This is a genomic window from Aestuariibius violaceus (assembly GCF_040779325.2).
Taxonomy (GTDB): Bacteria; Pseudomonadota; Alphaproteobacteria; order Rhodobacterales; family Rhodobacteraceae; genus Aestuariibius; species Aestuariibius violaceus.
In genome coordinates this window covers 430,251-447,349 of sequence record NZ_JBFONT020000001.1, presented here as the reverse complement: position 1 = coordinate 447,349, position 17,099 = coordinate 430,251, and the positions used below count along the sequence as shown (strand labels likewise).

At 67.2% G+C, this 17,099-nt stretch carries 16 protein-coding genes; 12 read left to right on the top strand and 4 right to left on the bottom strand.

Annotated features, from left to right (window positions below):
- Positions 1 to 61: 61 nt before the first annotated feature.
- Positions 62 to 865, top strand: coding sequence for a 4-hydroxy-tetrahydrodipicolinate reductase (gene dapB / locus AADZ90_RS02215; RefSeq protein ID WP_367309573.1), 804 nt, complete (start codon positions 62 to 64; stop codon positions 863 to 865).
- A 106-nt stretch (positions 866 to 971) separates the two neighbouring features.
- Positions 972 to 1,322: a dihydrodipicolinate reductase gene (locus tag AADZ90_RS02210; RefSeq protein WP_367309396.1), complete on the top strand. Its 351-nt coding sequence runs from the start codon at positions 972 to 974 to the stop codon at positions 1,320 to 1,322.
- A 13-nt stretch (positions 1,323 to 1,335) separates the two neighbouring features.
- On the opposite strand, the gene AADZ90_RS02205 is transcribed toward AADZ90_RS02210, so the two are convergent.
- Positions 1,336 to 1,515, bottom strand: coding sequence for a DUF1674 domain-containing protein (locus tag AADZ90_RS02205; RefSeq protein ID WP_367309397.1), 180 nt, complete (start codon positions 1,513 to 1,515; stop codon positions 1,336 to 1,338).
- A 103-nt stretch (positions 1,516 to 1,618) separates the two neighbouring features.
- Between AADZ90_RS02205 and AADZ90_RS02200 the strand changes: the two genes are divergently transcribed.
- The 5 genes from AADZ90_RS02200 to AADZ90_RS02180 all read left to right on the top strand — a co-directional run bounded on the left by AADZ90_RS02200 (position 1,619) and on the right by AADZ90_RS02180 (position 7,397).
- Positions 1,619 to 2,896 (top strand): RsmB/NOP family class I SAM-dependent RNA methyltransferase, encoded by a 1,278-nt coding sequence (locus tag AADZ90_RS02200; RefSeq protein ID WP_367309398.1) that lies wholly within the window; start codon positions 1,619 to 1,621, stop codon positions 2,894 to 2,896.
- A gap of 97 nt (positions 2,897 to 2,993) precedes the next feature.
- Positions 2,994 to 4,739, top strand: coding sequence for a heparinase II/III family protein (locus AADZ90_RS02195; protein ID WP_411996963.1), 1,746 nt, complete (start codon positions 2,994 to 2,996; stop codon positions 4,737 to 4,739).
- Positions 4,732 to 6,309 carry a bifunctional phosphoribosylaminoimidazolecarboxamide formyltransferase/IMP cyclohydrolase gene (gene purH, locus AADZ90_RS02190; protein ID WP_367309400.1) on the top strand — a complete coding sequence of 526 codons (1,578 nt, stop codon included), beginning with the start codon at positions 4,732 to 4,734 and terminating at the stop codon, positions 6,307 to 6,309. The genes AADZ90_RS02195 and purH overlap by 8 nt, the downstream gene beginning before the upstream one ends.
- Positions 6,310 to 6,315: 6 nt before the next feature.
- Positions 6,316 to 6,804, top strand: a complete 489-nt coding sequence (gene lspA / locus AADZ90_RS02185) for a signal peptidase II (RefSeq protein WP_367309401.1) — start codon at positions 6,316 to 6,318, stop codon at positions 6,802 to 6,804.
- Between the two features lie 35 nt (positions 6,805 to 6,839).
- Positions 6,840 to 7,397, top strand: coding sequence for a DUF3035 domain-containing protein (locus AADZ90_RS02180; protein WP_367309402.1), 558 nt, complete (start codon positions 6,840 to 6,842; stop codon positions 7,395 to 7,397).
- On the opposite strand, the gene AADZ90_RS02175 is transcribed toward AADZ90_RS02180, so the two are convergent.
- Positions 7,398 to 8,858: a tetratricopeptide repeat protein gene (locus AADZ90_RS02175; RefSeq protein WP_367309403.1), complete on the bottom strand. Its 1,461-nt coding sequence runs from the start codon at positions 8,856 to 8,858 to the stop codon at positions 7,398 to 7,400.
- A gap of 168 nt (positions 8,859 to 9,026) precedes the next feature.
- On the opposite strand from AADZ90_RS02175, the gene AADZ90_RS02170 reads away from it, so the two are divergent.
- The 5 genes from AADZ90_RS02170 to AADZ90_RS02150 all read left to right on the top strand — a co-directional run bounded on the left by AADZ90_RS02170 (position 9,027) and on the right by AADZ90_RS02150 (position 15,788).
- Positions 9,027 to 10,367, top strand: coding sequence for a M16 family metallopeptidase (locus AADZ90_RS02170; protein ID WP_367309404.1), 1,341 nt, complete (start codon positions 9,027 to 9,029; stop codon positions 10,365 to 10,367).
- A complete protein-coding gene (locus AADZ90_RS02165) occupies positions 10,364 to 11,671 on the top strand; it encodes a M16 family metallopeptidase (RefSeq protein WP_367309405.1) in 1,308 nt (435 codons plus the stop codon). The genes AADZ90_RS02170 and AADZ90_RS02165 overlap by 4 nt, the downstream gene beginning before the upstream one ends.
- Before the next feature lie 216 nt (positions 11,672 to 11,887).
- Positions 11,888 to 13,705 (top strand): DNA mismatch repair endonuclease MutL, encoded by a 1,818-nt coding sequence (gene mutL, locus AADZ90_RS02160; protein ID WP_367309406.1) that lies wholly within the window; start codon positions 11,888 to 11,890, stop codon positions 13,703 to 13,705.
- Positions 13,702 to 14,934 carry a DNA recombination protein RmuC gene (locus tag AADZ90_RS02155; protein ID WP_367309407.1) on the top strand — a complete coding sequence of 411 codons (1,233 nt, stop codon included), beginning with the start codon at positions 13,702 to 13,704 and terminating at the stop codon, positions 14,932 to 14,934. Before mutL ends, AADZ90_RS02155 begins: the two co-directional genes overlap by 4 nt.
- A 443-nt stretch (positions 14,935 to 15,377) precedes the next feature.
- Positions 15,378 to 15,788, top strand: a complete 411-nt coding sequence (locus tag AADZ90_RS02150) for a hypothetical protein (protein ID WP_367309408.1) — start codon at positions 15,378 to 15,380, stop codon at positions 15,786 to 15,788.
- Between the two features lie 4 nt (positions 15,789 to 15,792).
- On the opposite strand, the gene AADZ90_RS02145 is transcribed toward AADZ90_RS02150, so the two are convergent.
- Entirely contained in the window at positions 15,793 to 16,434 is a 642-nt protein-coding gene (locus AADZ90_RS02145; protein ID WP_367309409.1) for a ChrR family anti-sigma-E factor, read from the bottom strand.
- 8 nt (positions 16,435 to 16,442) lie between these two features.
- Positions 16,443 to 16,991, bottom strand: coding sequence for a sigma-70 family RNA polymerase sigma factor (locus AADZ90_RS02140; RefSeq protein ID WP_367309410.1), 549 nt, complete (start codon positions 16,989 to 16,991; stop codon positions 16,443 to 16,445).
- Positions 16,992 to 17,099: the final 108 nt, after the last annotated feature.

The following is a 17,099-nucleotide window of genomic DNA, read 5'->3' as shown; positions in this document are numbered from 1 at the left end:
AGCCGGGGCTTGGCCTTCGCCCGCCCGCCGGTCTAAAGCCGCCGGAAAGGAGGGCCCGGTGATGGTCAATATCGTGGTGGCTGGCGGCGCGGGCCGGATGGGCCGGATGCTGATCCGGGAGGTTGCGGCAGCCGAGGGAGTGGCCCTGTCTGCGGTGCTGGTCCGGCCGGGGCACGACTGGGTCGGCCGTGACGCGGGCGCGGCGATGGGCGGCGCGGATCTGGGCGTGACTGTCACCGACGATGCGGTCGAGGCCTTCGCTACGGCGCAGGCGGTGATCGACTTCACCACGCCCGAGGCGACGGTGGATTATGCGGGGCTCGCCGCCCAGGCGCGTGCCGTCCATGTAATCGGGACGACGGGGTTCGCACCGGAGGACCTGCAAAAGCTCTCTGCCGCCGCGCGGCACGCGCCGATCGTGCGGGCGGGGAACATGTCGCTCGGGGTTAATCTGCTCACGCAACTGGTCCGTCAGGTCGCCGCGGCGCTGGACGAGGACTACGATATCGAGGTGGTCGAGGCGCATCACAACCGCAAGGTCGACGCGCCCTCCGGCACCGCGCTGATGCTGGGCGAGGCCGCGGCGGCGGGGCGCGGCGTGGCGCTGCATGACGTATCCGACCGGGGGCGCGACGGGATGACCGGGGCGCGGCGGCGTGGAGCCATCGGGTTTTCCGCCATCCGCGGCGGCGACATCATCGGCGAACACGACGTCGTCTTCGCAGGTCCCGGAGAGCGCGTCATCCTGCGCCACAAGGCCGATGACCGGGGTATTTTCGCCCGTGGTGCCGTCAAGGCCGCGCTTTGGGGGCAAACCCAGCCGCCGGGCGAGTATGATATGATCGATGTGCTGGGTCTGCGCTGATGCGATAGGCAAGCGTGCATTTTTGTTGATTAATTTCTGCAGAGGCTCTATCGGAAACCTCATTGAAGCAAACTATATTACCTTTTGCGAATGATTGGAGATGACCATGATACGGTCTGTCCTTGCTGGACTCCTCACGATGGCCATGGCGGCACCCGCGATGGCCGAACAGATCATATCCGACCGCGCAGCGTTTGTGAGCGCCGTGGGCGACCGTACGCTGTCGCGTCAGCTGCAGCGCTTTACCGTCCGGTCCGATGGCAGCGTCAGCGGCACCGCCTCCGGGCGCGAGCTGACCGGCAACTGGGACTGGCAGGACGGCATGCTCTGCTGGAACCTGCGCTGGGGTGGCCGCCTGCTGCAGCAGGACTGCCAGTCTGTCGCGGTCGAGGGCGGGACAGTCCTGCTGACCGCGCGCAGCGGCGCTGGCCAGACAGCGGCCTACCGGATCGAGTAACGCGGCGCGCCGGTCAGAAGTCGACGGCGATCCCCTTGCGCTCCCAATCTCCGTAACGAACGGGTTCCGGTCCGTCGCGCCCGCCAAGTTCTGGCGGCAGCTCAAGCGCGGCCTGCTTGCGCCGGCGTTCCTCGGCTTCGGCCAAGGCGCGTTGTGCGGCGGGGGGCAGGTCCTTGCGGTCGGTTTCGGTCATCGGTCACTCCTGTCGTTATCCATATAGGCCAAGTGGCGGCGGGCAGCAAAGCGGCGGTTTGACCGCCCTTTCCCTTGCTCGCCTGGGTCCCTAGAAGGCGCCGATGACCGGCAAACCGCAAAAACCGGGGCTCGCTGCCCGTTCCGCTGCGATGCGGCTTCTGAACGGCGTGACCGCGGATGGGCGCCTTCTTTCCGAACTGATCGGTGCCGGGGCACTTGCCGCGCTCCCGCCGGAGGACCGGGCGCGGGCTCAGCGGCTGGCCACCGCCACGCTTCGCCATCTGGAAAAGGCCGACCGGGCGCTGAAACCGTTCCTGCGCAAGGCCCCGCCGCCCGAGATTCGCAACATCCTGCGCCTCGGCCTTGTCGAAATCTGCGAAGAGGGTGCCGCCTCCCACGCTGTCGTCGATGCCTGCGTCGAGATCGCGAACCGGGGCCGCCGCACCCGGCCCGCCAAGGGGCTGGTCAATGCCGTGCTGCGCAAGGCCGATCCGGAGGCATGGCGAACGCGGCCCCCCGCCCGCCTGCCCCGCTGGCTGCGCGACCCGCTGGTCGCCGCCTATGGCAAGCGCGGCGTCGCAGCGATGGAGGCGGCCCACGCCGCTGGCGCGCCGCTCGACCTGACCGCCAAGGGTGATCCGGCACTGCTGGCCCAGAAACTCGGCGGAACGCTCCTGCCCACCGGCTCCGTCCGCCTGACCGACCCCGGGCAGGTCAGCACGCTTCCCGGCTTTGTCGAGGGCGAGTGGTGGGTGCAAGATGCCGCCGCTGCGCTGCCGGCTCGCATCCTCGCCCCCGCGACGGGCGAGAAGGTCATCGACCTGTGCGCCGCGCCGGGGGGCAAGACGCTGCAACTCGCCGCCGCGGGGGCCGATGTGCTGGCCGTCGACAAATCCGCCGACCGCCTGACCCGGCTGACCGAAAACCTGGCCCGTACCGGCCTCTCCGCCCGCATCCTGACCGCCGACGCGCTGGAGGTCACGGAAACCGCCCCGGCGATCCTCCTCGACGCGCCCTGTTCGGCGACCGGCACGATCCGGCGCCATCCCGACCTGCCCTATGCCAAGGACGGTTCCGATTTCGCGGGCCTCATCGCGCTGCAAGCGCAGCTTATCGACCACGCCGTCACCCTGCTGGATCCCGGCGGGCGGCTGGTCTTCTGCACCTGCTCTCTCCTGCCCGACGAGGGCGAGGTCCAGATCGAAGAGGCGCTGGCCCGCCACCCGGCCCTGAGGGCCGACCGCGACGCCCTGACGCTTCCCGGCATCTACCCCAACTGGATCACCGAGGAAGGCGGCCTGCGCCTGCGCCCTGACCGCGCTCCGATGGAAGGCGGCTGGGACGGGTTCTACATCGCCTGCCTGCGCCGCACCGATTAGGCATCTTCCGGTGACAGCAGCGCGCCCCACGGCTATCATCCATCGCAACAACACCAAGGACGAGGCGGCGACCACGCCGCCCGGGCGAGGCGCGACAGTGGCAGCTCCCCATCGCAACGGCTGGCGGGCGCGGCAGGACAAGTGGCTCAACCGGGCCAATGCCCGGCTGTCCGGCCTGTCGCACACAGCCCGGCGCTTCGTCTCCCAGCCCGAGCCGCGGGCCATCGGCGACGTCGCACGAGGGCGGCAGTTCGTGGCGGGCAATGTCCTCTATGCGGGCCACCTGGTGGAACTCGGAGCCCAATCGCCCTGGAACATCACGCCCCCCACCGACGCCTTCGAGGATGCGTTGCACAGCTTCTTCTGGCTCGACGATCTCGCGGCCCTGGGCGATGCGCCCGCGCGCAAGACGGCGCAGGCCTGGACCGCCGACTGGGCCGAGCGCTTCGGCAACGGCACCGGCCCCGGCTGGACGCCTGCTTTGGCGGGGCGGCGGCTGATCCGGCTGACCCAGCACGCGCCGCTCCTCTTGCGGAAGCAGACCAAGGAGGGATCCGACGCGCTTTTCGCCACCCTGTCCCGCCAGACGGCCTTCGTCGCCCGCCGCTGGCGTGCCGCCCCGCCGGGCCTGCCCCGGTTCGAAGCGCTGACGGGCCTGCTCTACGCCTCACTCTCCCTCGACGGGATGGACCGGCACCGCGCCGCCGCCTCCGCCGGTCTCGACCGGGAATGCGCCGCCCGGATCGACAGCGAAGGCGGCCTGCCCTCCCGCAATCCCGAAGAGTTGCTCGACGTCTTCAGCCTGCTCAGCTGGGCCGCCGCCGCGCTGGCCGATTGCGAGGCCAAGCCGGGCCCGGAACACCAGGCGGCCCTCGAACGTATCGCGCCGACGCTCCGCGCGCTGCGCCATCCTGACGGCAGCCTCGCCCGGTTCCACGGCGGCGATGCGGGCCCCGAAGGACGGCTGGACGAGGTGCTGGCCGCGTCCGGCATCCGCACCCGGCCGGGCGAGGGGCTTCATATGGGCTATGGTCACCTGAGCGCGGGCCGCACCCATGTCATCGTCGATGCCGCCCCACCGCCGATGGGCGCGGTTTCCCCCGACGCCCACGCCTCCAGCTGCGCGATCGAGGTCATGTCGGGTCGTCGTCCGCTGATCGTCAATTGCGGCCCCGGGCGCACCTTCGGCGCCACCTGGCATCGGGCCGGGCGCGCCACGCCGTCGCATTCGACGCTCTGTCTCGAAGGTCTCTCCTCCGGCCGTCTTGCCCGCCGCGGCGGGGCCGAGCTGATGGTCGACGGCCCGCGCGACGTGCCGACCGACCGCGCCCGCATCCGCGACGGTCACCGGTTCGAGGTCGCCCATGACGGCTATCGCGCAAGCCACGGACTGATCCACGCCCGCACGTTGGAGCTGACCATCGACGGCCGCGGCCTGGCGGGCGAAGACCTGCTGACCACCCTCGATCCGGCCGACGAGAAACGCTTTGAACGGGTGATCGCCGGCCAAGACCTCAACGGCATCGCCTTCACCATCCGCTTCCACCTCCACCCCGATGCCCGCGTCGCCGCCGACCCCGGCGGGGCCAGCGCCTCGATCGCGCTGAAAAGCGGTGAGGTCTGGATCCTCCGCGCCGATGGCTTCACCGATCTGACCATCGAACCCTCCGCCTATCTGCAAAAAACCCGCCTGAAGCCGCGTTCTGCGCAACAGGTGGTTTTGTCCGGCCGCGCGATGTCCTATGCGACCCGCGTCCGGTGGTCGCTTGCCAAGGCGCAGCAGACGCCGGATGCGATCCGGGATCTGGCCATCGAGGCGGAGGACGACGAAGATCATGAGTGACACGACCCCAATCCGCCGCGCGCTGCTGTCGGTGTCCGACAAGACGGGCCTCAAAGGTCTTGGCCGGGCGTTGGCCGAGCATGGGGTCGAGCTGGTCTCGACCGGCGGGACGGCCGCCGCGTTGCGGGACGCAGGGCTGGACGTGCGGGACGTGTCCGATCTGACGGGCTTCCCCGAGATGATGGATGGCCGGGTCAAGACGCTGCATCCCGGGGTGCATGGCGGGCTTCTGGCCTTGCGCGACAACGCCGACCACCAGAAGGCGATGGAGGATCACGGCATCGCGCCGATCGATCTGCTTGTCGTAAACCTCTACCCGTTTGAGCAGACGGTGGCCTCGGGCGCCGATTGGGACGAGTGCATCGAGAATATCGATATCGGCGGCCCCGCGATGATCCGCGCGGCGTCCAAGAACCACGATCACGTCGCCGTCGTCACCGATGTCGAGGATTACGAGGCGCTGCTGACCGAACTGCGCGAAAATGGCGGCACCACGCAGGCCTTCCGCCGCCGCCTCGCCGCCAATGCCTATGCCCGCACGGCGGCCTATGACGCCGCGATTTCTGCCTGGATGGCCGACGCGCTGGGCGATGAGGCGCCGCGCCGCCGCGCCTTCGCCGGAACGCTGTCGGCCGAAATGCGCTATGGCGAGAACCCGCACCAGAAGGCCGCCTTCTACACCGACGGCGCTGCCCGCCCCGGCGTCGCCACGGCCCGCCAGCACCAGGGCAAGGCGCTGAGCTACAACAACGTGGCCGATACCGATGCCGCGTTCGAGCTGGTCTCGGAATTCGACACCCCGGCCTGCGCCATCATCAAGCACGCGAACCCCTGCGGCGTCGCGACGGGCGAGACGATCTTTGAGGCCTACCGCGCGGCCTTCGACTGCGACCGCACCAGCGCCTTCGGCGGCATCATCGCCGTCAACCGCCCGCTCGACCCCGAGACGGCGCAGGCAATGACCGAGATCTTTACCGAGGTCGTCGTGGCCCCCGATCTGACCCCCGGCACGGCCGAGATCTTTGCCGCCAAGAAGAACCTCCGCCTGCTGACGACCGGCGCCATGGCCGACCCCGCCGCGCCCGGGCGGCTCGTCAAACCGGTCGCGGGCGGCTTCCTCGTCCAGGACCGCGATACCGGGCGGATCACCCAGGCCGACCTCAAGACGGTCACCAAACGCGCACCGACTGAAGCCGAGCTCGCCGATCTGCTCTTCGCGTGGCGCGTCGCCAAGCACGTCAAGTCGAACGCCATCGTCTACGCCAAGGGCGGCGCGACCGTCGGCATCGGCGCGGGCCAGATGAGCCGCGTCGACAGCTCCCGCATCGCCGCCCGCAAGGCCGCCGACATGGCCGAGGCGCTGGGCCTCGCGGACAGTCCTGCCAAAGGCGCCGTCCTCGCCTCAGACGCGTTCTTTCCCTTCGCCGACGGCCTTCTGACCGCGGCCGAGGCCGGGGCGACCGCGATCATCCAGCCCGGCGGCTCCATGCGCGACGACGAGGTCATCGCCGCCGCTGACGAGGCCGGGCTTGCCATGGTTTTCACCGGCATGCGCCACTTCCGGCACTGAGAGATGATGCGCCCCTTCCTCCTCAGCGCCGTGCTTGCTTTCATCGCCGACCAGGCGAGCAAGTATTACGTCATCCACCTGATGAACCTGCCGCTGGTCAACACGATCCCGGTCCTGCCGCCGCTGCTGACCTTCCGGTACGGCGAAAACAGGGGAATCAATTTCGGCCTGGGCGACGGCCTGGGCCCATGGTTCCTGATCGCGGTCGCGGTGATCATCTGCGTCGCCGTCACGATCTGGCTGATCCGCCGGCCGCAACCGCTGCTCATCCGGATCAGCGCCGGGCTGCTCGTCGGCGGTGCGCTCGGCAACGTGCTCGACCGGGTGCTCTACGGTTACGTGCTCGACTTCCTGAATATGTCCTGCTGCGGCATCAACAACCCGTTCGTCTTCAATGTCGCCGATATCGCGATCTTCGCGGGCGCCATCGGGATCGCCTTCCTGGCGGGCGACGATACGAAAAAGAAGCCCGCCAAGGGCGAGAACGATGCGTGACGCCGGGCGCGCGCGTTGCTAGAAGGTGGCCGATGATGACGATGCGCCCATTCCGCTTCACGGTCCTCGCGGGCCTGATCGCCACCCTCGCCGCCTGCGGCGGGGGCAATCGCGGCCTGCACGAGGCCTATACCCGCACCGAAGGCCCCGATGAATTCGCGGTTCTGCCGTCGAAGCCGCTCGTCATCCCGGACCAGCTTGCCGCCCTGCCGCCACCGCGCCCCGGCGCGCCCAACCGCACCGACCCGACGCCGCGCGCCGATGCCGTCGCTGCGCTTGGCGGCGTGCCGAATGCAGGCCGTGGCGCCCCGATCCCGTCTGCCGACGCCGCGCTGATCTCAGGCACCGGCCGTTTCGGCGTCAACCCCAACATCCGCGCCGAGCTTGCCCAGGCCGATGCCGACTTCCGCACCCGCCGTCCCGGCCTCCGCCTCCTGTCGCGCAACCGCTACTACACGCTCTACGAAACCTTCACGCTCGACGCCTATGCCGAGCTCGAACGCTTCCGCCGCGCCGGCATCCTCGTCCCCTCCGCCCCGCCCTCGCCGGAAGGCGGCCAGGACGGCACCGTGCGGGGCCTGTTCGGGCGCTAGTCAATCCCACTCGGAACAATAGGGCGGGTGCAGTTCGCAGGCCCGTTCACGGAAGGGCAGAGCCTTATCGATATCGGTTTCTCCGATCAGGTTGGCCGCGTTCCGGCACCCAAGCGCAAGGCCGTTTGTGCAGGCCAGCGTAAAAAGCCGGGTGGCCCGCCCGGTGTTTGCCTCTACCCCCAGACCGCGCCTGTAGGAGTCGCCCAGGTTGTTACAGGCGGCCCAATTCTCCAGGTCGCAGGCCATCTGATAGTATCCGATTGCCTGTTCGTGGTGCCCTGGATCGGTCCGATCCAGCTTCCAGATATTTCCGGCCGCAAGGCAGCCGTGCTGATCGCCAAGCGCGCAGGCCGCCGCCGCGTATCGCTCGGCCTCCTCCAGCCGTCCCAGGCCTCGGAAGAGCGATCCCGCAACGGAACAGGCCCGCAGCGACCCCATCTCGCAGATCTCGGTCATCTCTGACGAATACCGCGTCATCCGCTCTCTGTCGGCATCGCTCATATCCGTGATGCTGATTGGTGCGTGTCGTTTTTCTGATGCCAGATGGCAGGCGCTGAAATCCCCGCGACCGCAGGCGCTCTCCAAGGTACGCAATGGATCGGACGCCCTCCAGAAGCTTTCATAGTTGATCTCTTCGCATCCGGGATCGTAGCCGCCCTGGCAGGCCAGAACGTAGTGATGCTGCGCCCGCTCCCAGTCTGTGCGGGCCCCGTTGCCGTCGTCGTAGGCCAAACCGGCATTCCAGCATCCGACGGGATTGCCAAGATCGCAGGCCTTCCGCGCGTAGCTCAGCGCCCGCCGCGCGTTGCTCCGACTTGAGGCTTCAAGGCCGGGGTCAAGCTGCTTGTATTCCCACAATCCGTCCTCGCTCAGCATGTAGGACAGGATCACGCATGCCCGTCCGAGATCGGCATCGCAGGCGGTTTCAAGCTGTCCGCGCCAGATCTCTTCATCAGGCAAAACGTCGGGCAGCAGGGCATTCAGCCGCGCCTGTGTTGTGCAGGCCGATGGATTGCCCGTCGCGCAAACCTCTGCCTGCTCTTCGTAGAACGAGATGTAGTTGGGCCCGACAGAGTAGGGCAATAGTTGCGTCAGGTATGCCAATCGCGCGCAAGCCAGCGCCTCCCCGCCATCGCAGGCCCTCGCCAACAGCGCATATCCCTCGGGATTGTCCATTGGGTTCTGAAGCAGAACCAGATCGCCCAGGATACCACATGCCTTCATGTTGCCAGCGTCGCAGTCCGGACGCAGGGCCGTAAGATGATCCGCGACCGATTGCGGCTCGTGGGGCGCAGTGAAATAGCCGCCAAAGGTCTGTCCTGATAGCAGCAACGCATCGCAGGCGTCCTCGTCACCGTTCTGGCAGTCGAGGTTCAGTAACATCATCTGGGTCGGTGTCGCTTGGGCGGCGAAAGGCGAAAGAACGGCTAGGACCGTGAGAAGAAGGGCAATCCAGTACATGATGTCCGCCAACAGTGCCGAAAAAGACCGGAAAACGTATGAAACGACGCTGCCGTCGCGTCCAGAGTTCTTTCGGCACAGCCTCACCTCACGTCCCCGTTGGGCCCGCTTGACCCCGGGCGCGGATATCACACCTATTGCAGCATCACCGAGATATCAGGAGATGCCATGCTGCGCCTGTTCGCTGCCCTGCTGACGACACTGCCCGCTTTGGCCCAGGCCGAAGACCTCGTCACCGCCTTCACCCTCGACAACGGGATGGAGGCCGTCGTCATCGAAGACCACCGGGCGCCCGCCGTCGTCCACATGGTCTGGTACCGCTCCGGTTCCGCCGACGAACCGCCCGGCTCCTCCGGCGTCGCCCACTTCCTCGAACACCTGCTCTTCAAGCAGACCGAGAACCTCGGCCCCGGTGAACTCTCCGCGACCGTCGCCGCCAATGGCGGCTCCGACAACGCCTTCACCAGCTACGATTACACAGCCTATTTCCAGCGCATCGCCGCCGACCGGCTTGAGCTCGTGATGTCGATGGAAGCCGACCGGATGGAGAACCTGCTCCTGGTCGAGGACGACATCGCGACCGAACGCGACGTCATCCTCGAGGAACGCAATCAACGCACCGAAACCTCTCCCGGCGCCCTCTTTCAGGAGCAGCTGCGCGCGGCGCAATACCTCAACCATCGCTACGGCCTGCCGGTGATCGGCTGGCGGCACGAGATGGAAGCGCTCGACATGGACGATGCGCAGACCTTCTACGACACGTTCTATGCGCCCAACAATGCCGTCCTGATCGTCGCGGGCGACGTCGACCCGGCCGAGGTTCAGCGCCTGGCCGAAACCTACTACGGCGTGATCCCCGCCAATCCCGACATCCCCGAACGCTTCCGCCCCGAAGAGCCGCCCCAGCGCGCCGAACGCCGCGTGATCTTCGAGGATCCGCGCGTCGCCCAACCCTATCTCGCCCGCACCTACCTCGCCCCCGAACGCGACCCCGGCGATCAGGAGGCGGCCGCGGCGCTCACTGTCCTCGCCGAACTGCTCGGTGGGTCCAACTTCACCTCCGTCCTGAACGACAAGCTGCAGTTCGAGGAGCAGATCGCGGTCTACACGACGGCCTATTACAGCGGCGTCTCGCTCGACGACAGCACCTTCGGCATGGTCGTCGTCCCTTCCGAAGGGGTGGCCCTGGACGAGGCCGAGGCGAAGCTTGACGAAGCGCTCGCCGAATTCCTCGAGGACGGGGTCAATTCCGAACAGCTCGAGCGGATCAAGATGCAGCTGCGCGCGGGCCAGATCTATGAACGCGACAGTGTCCAGTCCGCCGCCCGCCGTTATGGTGCGGCCCTGACCTCGGGCCTGACGGTCGAGGATGTGCAGGCCTGGCCCGATATCCTGCAGGCCGTCACCGAAGACGATGTCATCGCAGCGGCCAGCGCCCTCTTCCGTCCCGAAGCCTCCGTCACCGGCTGGCTTCGTGCGCCCGAAACCGATCAGGAGGTGATCCAGTGATCCGCATCCTCTCCGTCCTTCTCGTCCTCGCGGCCGGTCCCCTCCGGGCCGAGGTCGATATTCAGGAAATTACCTCCCCCGGCGGCATCACCGCCTGGCTGGTCGAAGAAGACTCGATCCCCTTCACCGCGCTCGAACTGCGCTTCCGCGGCGGTACCTCGCTGGATGAAGAGGGCAAGCGCGGCGCGATCAACCTGATGACCGGCCTGATCGAGGAAGGCGCGGGCGACCTCACCGCGCAGGAATTCCAGGCGACCCGCGAATCCCTCGCCGCCAGCTTCGAGTTCGACGCCTATGACGACGCCGTCTCGATCGGGGCGCGCTTCCTGACAGAGAACCGGGACGACGCGATCGCGCTCCTCAAGCTCGCCCTGACCGAGCCGCGCTTCGATGAGGACGCAATCGAACGGGTGCGGGCTCAGGTGATCGCGGGTCTGCGCGCCGAGGATAAGGATCCCGACGACATCGCGCAGGAAACCTTCGCGTTCGAAGCCTTCGGCGATCATCCCTACGGCACCAACGAAAGTGGCACGCTGGAAAGCGTGGCGACGCTCACCCGCGACGATCTTATCGCCGCACACAGTAACGTGCTGGCCCGCGACCGGGTCTATGTCTCCGCCGTCGGCGACATCACGCCCGAAGAGCTGGGTGCGCTGATCGACGACCTCCTGGGCGACCTGCCGGAGGCCGGTGCGCCGATGCCCGAGCCTGTGCCGGTCGGCATCGAAGGCGGGGTGACGGTCGTGCCCTTCGACACGCCGCAATCCAGCATCATCTTCGGCCACGAAGGGATGGAGCGTGACGACGACGATTTCTTCGCCGCCTTCATCCTCAACACCATCCTCGGCGGCACCAATTTCGAAACCCGCCTGATGCAGGAGGTTCGCGTGAACCGCGGCCTGACCTACGGCATCTACAGCTATCTCGTCCCCAAGGACCACGCCGCGCTCTATCTCGGCTCGGTGGCCACCTCGAACGACCGTGTGGCAGAAACGATCGAAGTGATCCGCGACGAATGGCGCCGCATGGCCGAAGAAGGCGTGACGCCCGACGAACTGCAGACCGCCAAGACCTACCTGACCGGCGCCTATCCCCTGCGCTTCGACGGCAACGGTCCGATCGCGAGCATCCTCGTGGGCATGCAGATGCAGGGCCTGCCAATCGACTACGTCAACACCCGCAACGATCAGGTGATGGCGGTCACGCTGCAGGACATCAACCGGGTCGCGGGCGAACTCCTCGATCCCGACGCGCTCCACTTCACCGTGGTCGGCCAGCCGGAAGAGGTCGAGACGACGAACTGAGGCGGCCCGTCGCGGATCGCGCCCCGGCCACCCCGCGCCGGGGCCTCTTCCTGTCCGATTGCACCTCTCCAAGGTCCTTTCGTTGGGCAGCCTGCCGGACCAAAACCGGCCCCTGTGGATCCGTTGGAAAACGATTCCCTCCCAAGGAAATCCTGCACTCTCCCTTAGCCATTTTCCCGTTCCCGAATCGTTCTAAGCCATGCTACCTCTAGTGGCATGGCCCTCGCTGACCCCAAGATAAGCGCATTTCGACCCGTCATCCGGCAACTCGACAGCGCCGCGATCAACCGAATCGCTGCCGGAGAGGTCGTGGAGAGACCCGCTTCGGCTGTGAAAGAGCTTGTGGAAAACGCCGTGGATGCCGGGGCCGCGCGAATCGATGTGGCCTATGCGGATGGCGGCAAGTCCCTGATCCGCGTGACCGATGACGGCTGCGGCATGAATGCGGCCGACCTGCCGCTCGCCCTCTCCCGACATGCCACCTCCAAGCTGCCCGGCGACGACCTGCTCGACATCCACACCTTCGGCTTCCGGGGCGAGGCGCTGCCGTCGCTCGGCGCCGTCGGCCGCCTGCGCATCACCAGCCGCCCGGCGGGCGAGGACGCGCACGCCATCACGGTCGAGCAAAGCCGGCCCGGCCCCGTCACTCCCACCGCGCTCGGCCCCGGCACGGTGGTCGAGCTGCGCGATCTCTTCCACGCCACCCCCGCCCGGCTCAAGTTCCTGCGCTCCGACCGGGCCGAGGCGCAGGCGATCGGCGACGTCATGCGCCGCATCGCCATGGCCGAACCCGCGACCGGCTTCACCCTGCGCGACGTCTCGGGCGGCGGTGCCCGGACGATCCTGCGCGCCGACGCGCAGACCGGCGATCTCTGGGACAGTCTCGCCGCGCGCCTGCGCACGATCCTCGGCCCCGCCTTCATCGAGAACGCGATCCCGATCGAGGCGACCCGCGAGGGGGTCACGCTGACCGGCTACGCCGCGCTGCCCACCTTCTCCCGCGGGGCGGCAGTGGCGCAGTTCCTCTTCGTCAATGGCCGCCCGGTGAAGGATCGAATGCTGCTCGGCGCCTTGCGTGCCGCCTATTCCGACGTCCTGCCGCGCGACCGGCACCCGGCCGCGGCGCTCTTCGTCAGCTGCGACCCGCACCTGGTCGACGTCAACGTCCACCCGGCCAAGGCCGAGGTGCGGTTCCGCGACCCCGGCCTCGTCCGTGGCCTGATCGTCTCCGCCCTGCGCCATGCGCTCGCAAGCGAAGGGCACCGAAGCGCGACCACGACCGGCACCGGCCTCCTCGGCGCGGCGACCCCGGAGCCCACCCCCGCCCGCATCTACCAGATGGATAGGCCTGCGCCCCGTCCCGCCCCGCAACCCGGCTTTGCCGAAACCGCGGCCGTCTTCGCCCGCCCCACCGAAGAGGCCCCGCAAGGGACCGATGAGGGGCCCCTCGAAGAAAACCCCCTCGGCGCCGCACGGGGGCAGGTGCATGAAAACTACATCATCGCCCAGACGGCGGACGGCATGGTCATCGTCGACCAGCACGCCGCCCATGAACGGCTCGTCTATGAACGCCTCAAGCGCCAGCGGGCGGAAAACGGCATCGCCGCCCAGCAGCTCCTGATCCCCGAAATCGTCGACCTGCCCGAAGGCGACGCCGCAACGCTGCTCGCGCTGGCAGACGACCTCTCCGCGCTTGGCCTGACCATCGAACCCTTCGGCGGCGGCGCCGTTGCCGTCCGCGCCACACCGGCCATCCTGGGGGAGGTCACCGCCGCCCCCCTTCTGCGCGACATCCTCGACGAGATCGCCGATACCGGCGGCAGCCAACTGGTCGAAGCGCGCATCGATGCCGTCCTCAGCCGCATGGCCTGCCACGGTTCCGTCCGCTCCGGCCGCCGGATGCGCGCGGAAGAGATGAACGCGCTGCTGCGCGAGATGGAGGCGACGCCGCTCTCCGGCCAATGCAACCACGGGCGGCCCACCTATGTGGAGCTCAAACTCGCCGATATCGAACGGCTCTTCGGGCGGTCATGATCGAGATTGCGGGCCAGACCTACGCCTTTGACGACCCGGCGGTCCTCGCTACGCTCGCCGCTTGCGCGGTGGTTCTGCTGGTCCTCGGCCTGCTGATCGCCGCCGTCCGCCGGGCTGGCCGCACGGCGGAAGCGGCGACCGATATGATGCGGCAGGTGGGTCGCCTGAACCAGGACGTGCAGGCGCTGGGTCAAGGGCAGCACACGCTGGCGGGCAGCCTGCAGGCAGTGGGCGAAACCCAGGCGGCCTCCCAGCTTCGCGTCGTGCAGACGATGGAGGAGCGGCTGGCGGCGGTGCAGGCGCAGATGAACGACCAACTGCACGCCAATGCGATGAAGCAGGCCCGGGCGCTGTCGGACATGCAGGAGCGGATGAAAGAGGTGCTGCATGGCTCATCGACCAAGACCGCCGAAAGCCTGACCCAGCTGCAGGAGCGTTTGGCCGTCATCGACAAGGCCCAGGGCAATATCGAGAAGCTGTCGGGCGACGTCCTGTCGCTGCAGGACATCCTGTCGAACAAGCAGACCCGCGGCGCGTTCGGAGAGATCCAGCTGAACGACATCGTCTCAAAGGCGCTGCCCGCTGACGCTTACGCGCTTCAACCGACGCTCTCGAACGGCAGCCGCCCGGACTGCCTGATCCACCTGCCGAACCCGCCGGGCCCCATCGTGATCGATGCGAAGTTCCCGCTCGAGGATTACGAGCGGTTGGTGGCGGCAGAGGGGAAAGAGGATCAGGCCCGCGCGCTCAAGGTCTTTGCCCAGGCGGTGCGCGTCCACATCAAGGCGATCTCGGAGAAATACCTGATCGATGGTGAGACGGCGGATGGGGCGCTGATGTTCCTGCCGTCCGAGGCGGTCTATGCCGAGCTGCACGCCCGGCTGCCCGAAATCGTGCGCGAAGGTTTTGCGGCGCGGGTCTGGATCGTGTCCCCCACTACCTGCATGGCGACGCTCAACACGATGCGGGCGATCCTGAAAGATGCCCGGATGCGCGAACAGGCGGGCGCGATCCGCAAGGCTTTGCGGCAGCTCCACCGGGATGTGGAGATCATCGGCGAGAAGGCGGGCAAGCTGGAGACTCACCTGCGCCAGGCGGGGGAGGATGCGTCTGGCATCGCGACAGCGGCCTCCCGCGCGGGCAAGCGGGCCGACAGGCTGGACAGTTTCGAGTTCGAGGAATTGGGCGAAGACCCCCAGCCGGTACCGCTCGCCAGCGTTCCGCGCTGAGGCGGCGCTGATCTGCCGGAGCGCGCGATGCGCGCACATGATACCTTTGCGTTCGCCACGCAGGCGAAAGGGGGGCGCGGCCCCCCTTTCATCCCCCTGAGGTATTTGCTGGCAAGATGAGGACAATTCGGGGATCGGGCAGAATTGTTTCCGGCGTTGCGCTGCACTGCAGCAGAACGCTCCGTTACTGCGCCTTTCGCTGCTCCGATGTCCGACGGGATGCTGACGACATGCCGACCGGATGCCGACACGCCGATTTCCTCTGACTCTCCGCGAATTAACCCAATTTGCCTGCCGATTCGCGTTGCCGGGCCGTGAATGGGCGTTCGAGGGGGTCACGTTGGGGTAGGGAATGTGGCGGGGATGAACCGTTCGGTTCACTTCGAGGTTGTCAGGCGGGACGGCGCCCTCTAGCTTGCCCGCGAGTTTGCTCAGGAGAGACGATGATGCTGCGCCCCGCCCTTGCCGCCCTGACCTGCTGTCTCGCCGCCGCCTGTGCCCAGACCGATTCTGCCGGGCGGGCAGTCTATGCCCCCTACGAACTGGGTGAACGGCCGTTCGCCGATGGGGCGGTCTATATCATCGCGCCGAGGGGGAACGGGTTCATGGAGACGGTGACGCTGGTGCCGTGCCGTGGTCAGTATATCTGCCTGAACGATATCGACGGGCGGGCGCTTCGGGTCTCTCAGACCCGGGATTACCTCGTTATTCGGGGGATCCGGTCCGACGAGGTTTATTATCTGTCCCCCGGCGGCCACGGGTTCATCGTGAAAGACGGCGTGAGAGGCATCCCGATCGCCTGGGATGGTCCGACAGATCCGCCGCGGCTTGATGAGATGGCCCCGACGGGGTGATCGCCTAGATCCGGAAGAAGGGTTGGGCGATCCGCGGCAGGAGCGTGTTGAACCGCAGCGGCGCATCCGAGGCGGCGAGGCAGATACAATCCTCTCCCGGTTCCGCAACCGGGTGGTGGACGTGATCCTCGTTCGCGATCTCGATATCGCCCGGACCGAAGCGATCCTGCTCATCCCGGAAGGCGCCGCGCAGCACAAGGGTGAGTTCCGTGCCCCGGTGTCCGTGATCGGGCATTTCGACACCACCGGGGATCCGCAGCATCCGGACGGTTGCGGATTTCGATGTCTTTAGAATGGCTTGCGAGACACCGCCGCCGATCCGCCGCCAGCTAACGGCATCCAGGCAGCCACCCACATAGGCGGCGAGCGGAGCGGGAAGATCGGTGACCGGAGCGGCCGGTACCGGCACCCGGTCGGCATTGGCGATCCGGGTCATGCAAGACGCGAAGGACCTTTCATCCATCGGCGCTTCATCGACATCGTCGAGAAGCGTCCCGCCCAGAGCGTCGAACGCTTCAAGCCGTGCCCGGCATTCGTCGCAGAGCGAAACGTGGGTTGCGATGACCACGTTGAAGGCTTCGGGAAGGGTGCCCGCGGAATAGCCCATCAAAAGGGCGTCGTTCAGGTGATGTTTGATGCTGCTCATCGTCTTTTTCACTTCATTGCATGGCGCAGGCGGTCAAGCGCCAAGCGGATTCTGGATTTGATTGTGCCGAGGGGGAGCCCCGTCTCGGCGGCGATTTCGGAATGGCTGAGGTCGCCGTAATAGGCCCGCTCGATCAGGTCTCTCTGCTTGGCGGGCAGGGCGGCGATAGCTCCTGCCAGCGCGTCGGATTCCTGCTGGAACGTCACGATGTCTTCCTGATCCGGCTCCGCCTCCGGCCCCCAGCCAAGGTCTTCGGGTTCAGGACGCTTTTCGCGGCGGAGCGCATCGATCCTGCGGTTTCGGGCGACCGTGAAGATCCAGGTGGAAACGCTCGCCCGGCCTGGATCGAACAGATGTGCCTTCTTCCACAACGTTACCATCACATCCTGCGCCACATCCTCGGCGAGGCCGGCATCGGCCCCCGACTTCATCAAAAACGCCTTCACCCGGGGGGCGAAATGCGCAAACAGCTCTGCAAAGGCCGCCTCGTCTTTGTGGTCTCGAATGCGCGTAACATGCGCGACCCAGATGAGGCGCTCGTTCTGCTCGGTCGTCATCCGCTTTGGGCCAGTCGGTTCTCTGATCGGTCGCAGCCCAGCATAAGCCGGAGGCAAACCCTCTGCATCACCTTTAGGACGCGGCTGACTGACAACAAGCATGTGAGA

Bases quoted from the DNA above. Each gene is read 5' to 3' on its own strand.
- dapB (WP_367309573.1), top strand. From the start codon at position 62: ATGGTCAATATCGTGGTGGCTGGCGGCGCGGGCCGGATGGGCCGGATG.
- AADZ90_RS02210 (WP_367309396.1), top strand. From the start codon at position 972: ATGATACGGTCTGTCCTTGCTGGACTCCTCACGATGGCCATGGCGGCA.
- AADZ90_RS02205 (WP_367309397.1), bottom strand. From the start codon at position 1,515: ATGACCGAAACCGACCGCAAGGACCTGCCCCCCGCCGCACAACGCGCC.
- AADZ90_RS02200 (WP_367309398.1), top strand. From the start codon at position 1,619: ATGACCGGCAAACCGCAAAAACCGGGGCTCGCTGCCCGTTCCGCTGCG.
- purH (WP_367309400.1), top strand. From the start codon at position 4,732: ATGAGTGACACGACCCCAATCCGCCGCGCGCTGCTGTCGGTGTCCGAC.
- lspA (WP_367309401.1), top strand. From the start codon at position 6,316: ATGCGCCCCTTCCTCCTCAGCGCCGTGCTTGCTTTCATCGCCGACCAG.
- AADZ90_RS02180 (WP_367309402.1), top strand. From the start codon at position 6,840: ATGACGATGCGCCCATTCCGCTTCACGGTCCTCGCGGGCCTGATCGCC.
- AADZ90_RS02175 (WP_367309403.1), bottom strand. From the start codon at position 8,858: ATGTACTGGATTGCCCTTCTTCTCACGGTCCTAGCCGTTCTTTCGCCT.
- AADZ90_RS02170 (WP_367309404.1), top strand. From the start codon at position 9,027: ATGCTGCGCCTGTTCGCTGCCCTGCTGACGACACTGCCCGCTTTGGCC.
- mutL (WP_367309406.1), top strand. From the start codon at position 11,888: ATGGCCCTCGCTGACCCCAAGATAAGCGCATTTCGACCCGTCATCCGG.
- AADZ90_RS02155 (WP_367309407.1), top strand. From the start codon at position 13,702: ATGATCGAGATTGCGGGCCAGACCTACGCCTTTGACGACCCGGCGGTC.
- AADZ90_RS02150 (WP_367309408.1), top strand. From the start codon at position 15,378: ATGATGCTGCGCCCCGCCCTTGCCGCCCTGACCTGCTGTCTCGCCGCC.
- AADZ90_RS02145 (WP_367309409.1), bottom strand. From the start codon at position 16,434: ATGAGCAGCATCAAACATCACCTGAACGACGCCCTTTTGATGGGCTAT.
- AADZ90_RS02140 (WP_367309410.1), bottom strand. From the start codon at position 16,991: ATGACGACCGAGCAGAACGAGCGCCTCATCTGGGTCGCGCATGTTACG.